This window comes from Streptomyces sp. 8N706 (assembly GCF_052245415.1).
Classification (GTDB): Bacteria; Actinomycetota; Actinomycetes; order Streptomycetales; family Streptomycetaceae; genus Streptomyces.
The window spans coordinates 1-7775 of record NZ_JBQQBW010000185.1 but is presented as its reverse complement, the minus strand read 5'-3'; the positions used below and the strand labels follow the sequence as shown (position 1 = coordinate 7775).

General features: G+C 69.7%; 5 protein-coding genes and 1 pseudogene. 1 reads left to right on the top strand and 5 read right to left on the bottom strand.

What is annotated here, in order from left to right; translation table 11 throughout:
- A pseudogene (locus ACTWQE_RS33045) lies at positions 1–217 on the top strand (IS5/IS1182 family transposase); the annotation flags it as partial.
- 845 nt (positions 218–1062) lie between these two features.
- On the opposite strand, the gene ACTWQE_RS33040 reads toward ACTWQE_RS33045, so the two are convergent.
- The 5 genes from ACTWQE_RS33040 to leuA all read right to left on the bottom strand — a co-directional run bounded on the left by ACTWQE_RS33040 (position 1063) and on the right by leuA (position 7598).
- Positions 1063–2319, bottom strand: a complete 1257-nt coding sequence (locus tag ACTWQE_RS33040; protein ID WP_443332780.1) for an MFS transporter — start codon at positions 2317–2319, stop codon at positions 1063–1065.
- A gap of 17 nt (positions 2320–2336) precedes the next feature.
- Positions 2337–3557 carry an L-tyrosine/L-tryptophan isonitrile synthase family protein gene (locus ACTWQE_RS33035; protein ID WP_443332779.1) on the bottom strand — a complete coding sequence of 407 codons (1221 nt, stop codon included), beginning with the start codon at positions 3555–3557 and terminating at the stop codon, positions 2337–2339.
- 43 nt (positions 3558–3600) lie between these two features.
- Positions 3601–4710: a branched-chain amino acid aminotransferase gene (locus ACTWQE_RS33030; protein ID WP_443332778.1), complete on the bottom strand. Its 1110-nt coding sequence runs from the start codon at positions 4708–4710 to the stop codon at positions 3601–3603.
- A 20-nt stretch (positions 4711–4730) separates the two neighbouring features.
- Positions 4731–5768 (bottom strand): 3-isopropylmalate dehydrogenase, encoded by a 1038-nt coding sequence (locus tag ACTWQE_RS33025; RefSeq protein WP_443332777.1) that lies wholly within the window; start codon positions 5766–5768, stop codon positions 4731–4733.
- 78 nt (positions 5769–5846) lie between these two features.
- The gene (gene leuA / locus ACTWQE_RS33020) at positions 5847–7598 is read right to left on the bottom strand and encodes a 2-isopropylmalate synthase (RefSeq protein WP_443332781.1); all 1752 of its coding nucleotides are present in this window, start codon (positions 7596–7598) and stop codon (positions 5847–5849) included.
- Positions 7599–7775: the final 177 nt, after the last annotated feature.

The following is a 7775-nucleotide window of genomic DNA, read 5'->3' as shown; positions in this document are numbered from 1 at the left end:
CGAGGCAAGCGCATTGGCGTGCGCATCGCCCGCAAAGGCATCGAGTCCAGCGAACGGTTAGGGCGTCGTAGGTGGGTGATCGAGCGCACGATCTCGTGGCTGTCCGGCTCCCGCCGGCTCAGCCCCCTACGAACGTCATCCTCGTAACTACCTGGCCTTTCTCGGCTTCGCCGCCGCTCTGTGCTGCTACAAGCGACTCGTCCGCCTCACCACATAGGACACCGTCTTATTCACCATTTCGCTCACTCACGCCCCCATGGATCTCGACCTCCACCCCTCGCAGTAGGCCCGCGGCGGCCTTATGCAGGGGGTCGAAGGCATCCGTGAGCTTCTCCGGGCCCCGCTGACGGGCTGCGGGATACTTCACCAAGCCGGTGCGCTACCCGACGCCGCACGCCCCGCGAGGACGACGCCATCTCTCAGTGGCTGCGGAACTGGGACGTCCACGAGCTAGTGGCTTGTCGCGGTTCCTTGGCCGGGTAATCGACGTGCTGCTTGGCGGTCAGCAGACTGTCTCCAGGACCTGATCTTGGAGGTGATGGTGGGGCGTCGACCGAGTGTGTTCGTCGGTCCGGTCAGCATGGATGAGGGTCGTCGGCTGCAGCGGATCAGTCGCACCGCAAAAGCCCCGGTCAGGCGGCTTACTCAGGCCCTGCGCACCCGCTGGCCCGAGGAGAAGCTGTAGGTGGTGCTGGACAACTTCGCCGACGTCCGCATCTGGGCCGCCGACAACGACGTCGAACTCGTTTTCCTACCGACCTACGGCTCGTGGCTGAACTGGGTCGAATCGGAGTTCCCGGCCCTGCGTTATTTTGCGCTCAACGACACCGAAACCACCGTAGCCACGGCGAGCAGAACGCTGCCATCGGTGCCTACGTGCGCTGGCGCAATGCCCGTGCCGAGCCGAAGATCAACTTCACTCCCGACTCCCCGATCCGTCAGTGGACCGAATACCCGGTCAAGACTGCGTGACGAGCCACTAGCCCGCCCCAAGCGCCCACTCCAGTAAGGCCCCGCAACCCGCGGCTGCGGCCTGTGGCGTTCCCTGACCGCCCCGCCGCGTCAGATCCCGGAGGCGGTGCCGCGTCGCTCCGAAGAGAGGAACGCAAGGGTCGCCACCGCGGTAGGGACGAGGACGGCGAGCATGAGCAGATTCAGGTTGGTCCAGCCGCTCGCCTGCAGCAGCGCGGCGGCGCCGAGGCTCGCGGCCGCCGCGGCCCCCATGGTGAGGGACTCGCTGACCGCCTGGGTGCGCGACGCGGTCTCGGGGCGGTAGGAGTGCGCGATCAGCGTCGTGCCCGAGGCGTACATGACGCTCCAGCCGACGCCGACCAGGCCGAGGGCGGTCATGAAATGCCGCTGGTCCCCGCCCGTGTACGCCACGGCGCTGCCCGCCATGGAGGCGCAGACCCCGATGAGCAGAAGCCGGACGGCGCCGATCCGTTTGATGGCCGGGCCGGCCACGAGCGCGGGGGCGTACATGCCGACCATGTGCCACTGGATGACGGCTGCGCCCTGGCCGACGCTGTGACCGTGCCGGAGCGCGGCCACGGGCGCCACCGTCATCAGCACCATCATGGTGAAGTAGCCGGTGGTGGTGGCGAGTGTGCCGATGACGAAGCCGCGCTGGGCGAAGACCACCCGCAGCGGGATCCGCGGCGCACGGCTCCTCGCGCTCGCGCGCGGCAGGTCCGCCGCCCGGTCCCGGAACAGGCACAGCACCAGGGCCGAGGCCACGGCGAGGGCTGTCACCAGCAGATACGAGCCGGCGTAGGCCGCGTCCAGCGTGTGCACGGTGGCCTTGGCGAGGAAGGGGCCGGCCACGGCGGCGACGACACCGCCGGCCAGCACGGTGGAGATGGCCCGGCCGCGTCGCTCGGGCGCGACCTGATCGGCCGCCGCGTAGCGGTAGTACCCGGCGCAACCCTGGTAGACGCCGATGCACGCGGTCCCGGCGCAGAACAGGCCGAAGTGGCCGAGGCTCACGGCGGCGGTCGAGGCGGCTCCTCCGGCCGCCGCGAGGACGGTCCCGGCCAGGAACGTCGTACGGCGGCCGACGCGTGCCATCAGCAGGGAGGCAGGCACGGTCGTGACGACCGCGCCCAGGGTGATGAGGGCGAACGGCAGCGTGGCGAGCGCGTGGGTGGGCGCGAGTTCGTAGCCGACGATGCCCGTGACGGTCAGGTCCACGCTGATGGAGCACAGGAACAGCGCCTGTGCCGCCGACAGCAGGACGATTTGCCGCCGCGTGCCCTCCCGCCGTTGGCGCGGGGCGCGGCCGGCCGCGCCGACGGCAGGTTGTTCGAGGTTGCGGGACATACGGGTTCCTCGGCCGCTCAGCTGGGGTTCTCGTAGAAGAAGGGGAAGGGGTCACCCGCGAGGTGGACCGGCCGTGCGTCGGTGCGCTGCAGGTCTATCTCGTAGCGGATCCGCCAGGTGTCCCCGCCCTTGTCGTAGGCGGTCCCGCCCCATGGGAAGACGACGCACTTGTCGTTGACGAGGTTGACGCCCCACTGGCCGGGCTTGGGGTGCACGGTGGCGCGCACCGCCCCCGGGTAGCACGCGTGCACGAGGTCGAGCTCTTTGAGGGTATAGAGCAGCAGCGCGAACTCGAAGGCGGCTTCGTTCGCCCGCCGGGACAGCCGTGTGCGTACGCGCCGGAGGTTGGCCAGGGTGTCGGCGTCGTCGTGGGCGGTGCCCAGGAAGAGGTTCTTCTGGGCCGTCTGCAGCAGGTCGTGGATGATCCCGCCCGAGGTGTTGACGTTGACGGTGAAGTTCTTGATGAGCGTCAGGCGCCTCAGGTTGTCGGGGTTCTGCCGCCACCACTGGGCGAGGACCGGGCGCAGCCTCTCGTGCAGCCGGTCGAAGCGGTCCTGCCGGCTGGCAACCAGGTCGGTCATGTCGGTGTAGACGAGCCGGTCGCCGGCCCCCATGGCCTTGATCATCTCCTGGCTGCGCTCGAAGTAGACCGCGGCCTCGTGGGCGGTGACGCCGCAGATGTGCCGGTAGATCCGGCCGTCCGAGACGATCACGAACTCGGCTCCGGGCGGGTACACCAGACCGATGGCGTGGCACATCTCGTACAGCCTGCGCAGACAGAGCAGTTCCGCCATGTCCGGGGCGCGCCGTGTGGACTTGGCCAGGTTCGGCAGCTTGAACGGGAACGACGGCAGCACGAACTGCAACGGCTCGTCGGCCGCCATGCGGGAGGACACGGTCGGGCGGAAGATCTCCTTGTTCTCGGCGAACCGGGTCTGCCGGAGGTTCCCAGCCCGGTAGCGTGCCGCCGCCATGAGCGCGAAGACCTTGTCGTACGTGGTCGGCGCGGCGCGTAATAGGTCACGCTTGGCGTGCACGAATCTCTCGGCGTCCGCGACGGCCAGATCGCGCTGGGCGCTGTGGTCGATGCCTTGGATCACGCGCGGCTCGACCGGGTCGCGGAACTCCTCGCCGGCCTCGAAGTCGGACTCCTTCATGACGGTCGGACTGAGGAAGATGAAGGACGGGTCGATGTCGTCGACAGTGGGAACGCGATCCTGGGCGATCAGTGATGTCACGGTTCACCAGCGCTTTCTTCCGGAGTTTTCGGGGGAGTTGCGGTCACGGCCTGGTGCGTGGGCTTGCCGGGATCCGGTGCAGCCAGCCGAACGGGTCGGGCGCGGCACCGGTCTGGATGTCCAGGAGCGCCCGGCGCAGCTTCCGGGTCACCGGGCCGGGCCGCCCGTCGGCCACGGTCCAGCTCGTACGGGTGCAGGTGACCGAGCCGACGGGGGTGATGACGGCGGCGGTGCCGCACCCGAAGACCTCAGTGAGCGAGCCGTCCGCGCTGTGTTTCTCCCAGTCCTCCACGGACACCCGCCCCTCCTCGACCCGGTAGCCGAGATCGGCGGCGATCCTGAGCACCGAGTCGCGGGTGATCCCGGCCAGCAGCGATCCGGTGAGCTCGGGAGTCACCAGGCGCTCCCCGTACACGAAGAACAGGTTGTTGGTGCCCATCTCCTCGATCCAGCGGCGCTCGACGGCGTCCAGCCAGACGACCTGGTCGCACCCGTGCTCGATGGCCTTCGCCTGGGCGGCCAGGGACGCCGCGTAGTTGCCGCCCGTCTTGGCTGCGCCGGTGCCGCCGGGCGCGGCGCGCACGTACTCCTCGGACAGCCACACGGAGACCGGCTCGACGCCGCCGGAGAAGTACGCGCCGACCGGGCAGGCGATGACGGCGAAGAGGTACTCTCCGGCCGGGCACACCCCGAGCCCGGTCTCCGCCGCGAACATGAACGGCCGCACGTACAGCGACCGTTCACCACCGCCGGGCACCCAGGCGCGGTCCTGGTCGACGAGGGCGTCGCACATGGCGGTGAACAGCTCGGCGGGCGGTTCGGGCATGGCCATGCGGCGTGCGGAGTGCCGGAACCGCCGGGCGTTCTCCCCGGGGCGGAAAGCCGCCACGCCCCCGTCGGGCTGCCGGTACGCCTTGAGCCCCTCGTAGATGGTCTGCGCGTAGTGCAGGGTCATGTTCGCCGGGTCCAACGACAGCGGTGCGTACGGCACGAGTTGCGCGTCGTGCCAGCCCCGCCCCGCGGTCCACCTGACGGTCACCATGTGGTCCGTGAAGTGGCGGCCGAATCCGGGGTCGGCCAGAATACGGTCGCGTTCCACGGCGGACAGCGGGTGTGCGGACGGCTTGAACTCGATCGCGGGTATGGTCGACATCGGAACCTTTCTGGCACGGGTCAGACGGATACGCGGGTGGCGAGTGCGTCGCCGATCTCGTCGGTGGCGCGGGGGCCGTGGCGTTCGGCGAGGTCGGCGGTGACGGCGGCTTCGATGCGGGCGGCTTCGGTTTCGTGGCCGAGGTGCTGCAGGAGCAGGGCGACGGACAGGACGGTCGCGGTGGGGTCGGCCTTGCCGGTGCCGGCGATGTCCGGGGCGGAGCCGTGGACGGGTTCAAACATCGAGGGGTAGGCACCGGAGGGGTTGATGTTGCCGCTGGCGGCCAGGCCGATGCCGCCGGTGACGGCGGCGGCCAGGTCGGTGAGGATGTCGCCGAAGAGGTTGTCGGTGACGATGATGTCGAAGCGCTCGGGCTGGGTGACCAGGAAGATCGTGGCGGCGTCGACGTGCAGGTAGTCGGTGGTGACCTCGGGGTATTCGGCGCCGATGGCGTCGAAGGTGTTCTTCCACAGGTGGCCGGCGTGGACCAGGACGTTGTTCTTGTGGACCAGGGTGAGTTTTTTGCGGGGGCGGGCGTCGGCGCGGGCGTAGGCGTCGCGGATGACGCGTTCGATGCCGTAGGCGGTGTTGAGGCTGACTTCGGTGGCGACTTCGGCGGGGGTGCCGGTGCGCAGGGAGCCCCCGTTGCCGACGTAGGGGCCTTCGGTGCCCTCGCGGACCACGACGAAGTCGATGGCGGGGCGGCCGGCGAGCGGGGTGGGGGTGTTGGGCAGGAGTTTCGCCGGGCGAAGGTTGACGTAGTGGTCGAAGGCGAAGCGCAGTTTGAGCAGCAGGCCACGTTCCAGGACGCCGGAGGGCACCGACGGGTCGCCGATCGCGCCGAGCAGGATCGCATCGTGGTCCTTCAGCGATTCCAGTTCCGTGTCGGGGAGGGTCTCGCCGGTGGCGTGCCAGCGCCTGGCACCCAGGTCGTAGTGCCTGGTCTCCAGCTGCACGTCGTCGGGCAGGACGGCCGAGAGGACCTTCAGGCCCTGGGCCACCACTTCCTGACCGATACCGTCACCGGGAATCACTGCGAGACGAATACTGCGAGACATACGCGAAGCCTCCTGCTTCGGGTGGGGGCGGACGTGCCGCCGGGCGGGGGCGGATCCGGCCGCCCCCGCAGGGTGGCCTCAGGACACCGGTGCCGTGGTGATCCGCGAGGACAGCCGGTTGATCCCGCTGAGCACGGCCTGCAGCGAGGCGGTGCCGAGGTCGAAGTCCACAGCGGCTCCCCAGACCGACTCGCCCCCGCGTCCGATGTATGCGTAGGCGGCGACGCGGGTGTCGCTTCCGGAGGTGAGGGCGTGCTGCGTGAAGCCGCGCACCAGGAACCCGGGGTGTCCGGCCGAGGCGAGGCAGTCAAGCAGCGCGTCGACGGGGCCGTTGCCCGAACCCCGCGCCACGACGACGTCGTCACCGAGGCGCAGGGTGCACTCGATGTCCCTCCCCTCGCCGTCCCGGGAGGTGGTCAACTCGTGGCCGAGCAGCGCGATCGGCTCGCGGGCCTCCAGGTACTCGCGCCGGAATATGGCCCAGATCGCCTCCGAGGACAGCTCGACGCCCCCGTCGTCCGTGTGCCGCTGGACGACGCCGGCGAACTCCGCCTGCAGCGGCCGGGGCAGGTCCAGCTGGTACTCGCTCTTGAGCAGGTAGGCCGAACCCGCCTTGCCCGACTGCGAGTTGATGCGTATGACGGCCTCGTAATCGCGGCCGATGTCTTTGGGGTCGATGGGCAGGTAAGGCACCTCCCACGGCGTCCGCCACACGTCCTGGCCAGCACGGGCCTTGCGCTCGCGCGCCTCGAAGCCCTTCTTGATCGCGTCCTGGTGGGATCCGGAGAAGGCGCTGTGTACGAGCTCGCCCGCGTACGGGTGCCGGGGGTGCACCGGCAGCCGGTTGCAGTGGCTGACCGTCTTCGCAATGGCCTCCAGGTCCGAGAAGTCGATCATCGGGTCGATGCCCTGGGTGAAGAGGTTCAGGCCGAGTGTCACCAGGTCCACGTTCCCGGTGCGTTCCCCGTTGCCGAAGAGGCAGCCCTCCACCCGCTCGGCGCCCGCCGCGCAGGCGAGTTCCGCGGCGGCGACCGCCGAGCCCCGGTCGTTGTGCGGGTGCAGGGATAGCACGAGGGAGTCGCGGCGGTCCAGGTTGCGGTGCATCCACTCGATCTGGTCCGCGAAGATGTTCGGCGTCGACATCTCGACGGTGGCCGGGAGATTGAGGATCATCTTGTGCTCGGGGGTCGGGCCCCACGCCTGCGTGACGGCGTTGCTGATCTCCAGCGCGAAGTCCAGTTCGGTTCCGGTGAACGACTCCGGGGTGTACTCGTACTGCACGTAGGAGCCGGCCAGCTCCTCGGCGAGCTTCGCACACATCTGGGTGCCCCGGACGGCCAGGTCCAGGATCTGTGCCCGGTCCATGCCGAACACGACCTCGCGCTGCAGGCAGGACGTCGAGTTGTACAGGTGGGCGATGACGTGGCGGGCGCCCCGCAGGGACTCGAAGGTGCGGCGGATGAGCTCCTCGCGCGCCGGAGTGATGACCTGGATCGCGACGTCGTCCGGGATCAGGTCCTCCTCGATCAGCGTGCGCACGAAATCGAAGTCGGTCTGGCTGGCGGCGGGGAACCCCACTTCGATCTCCTTGAAGCCCATGCGGACCTGGAGGTCGAACAGTCTCCGTTTGCGTTCCAGGTCCATGGGCTGCGCCAGGGCCTGGTTCCCGTCGCGCAGGTCCACCGCGCACCACTGGGGCGCTTCGGTGATCACCCGGTCCGGCCAGGTGCGGTCCGGGAGTTCGACCGGCGGATAGGTGCGGTACTTCCACGTGGGCATGCCGGAGGGCTGCCGCCGGCGCTGTGCTGGAGTGGTGCTGGTGAGGGGCATCCGTAGCTCCTTGGCTGGAGAGGCGGGAAAGGCGCGTGGGCGGGCGGCACCGGGGGCCGCGCCGCGTGCGGCGCGCGCGATGGCGGTGGCGGTGGCGGTGGCGGTGGCGGTGGCGGTGGCGGTGGCGGTGGCGGTGGCGGTGGCGGTGGCGGTGGCGGTGGCGGTGGCGGTGGCGGT

Coding starts and splice junctions, on each gene's coding strand:
- ACTWQE_RS33040 (WP_443332780.1), bottom strand. CDS start 2,319: ATGTCCCGCAACCTCGAACAACCTGCCGTCGGCGCGGCCGGCCGCGCC.
- ACTWQE_RS33030 (WP_443332778.1), bottom strand. CDS start 4,710: ATGTCGACCATACCCGCGATCGAGTTCAAGCCGTCCGCACACCCGCTG.
- ACTWQE_RS33025 (WP_443332777.1), bottom strand. CDS start 5,768: ATGTCTCGCAGTATTCGTCTCGCAGTGATTCCCGGTGACGGTATCGGT.
- leuA (WP_443332781.1), bottom strand. CDS start 7,598: ATGCCCCTCACCAGCACCACTCCAGCACAGCGCCGGCGGCAGCCCTCC.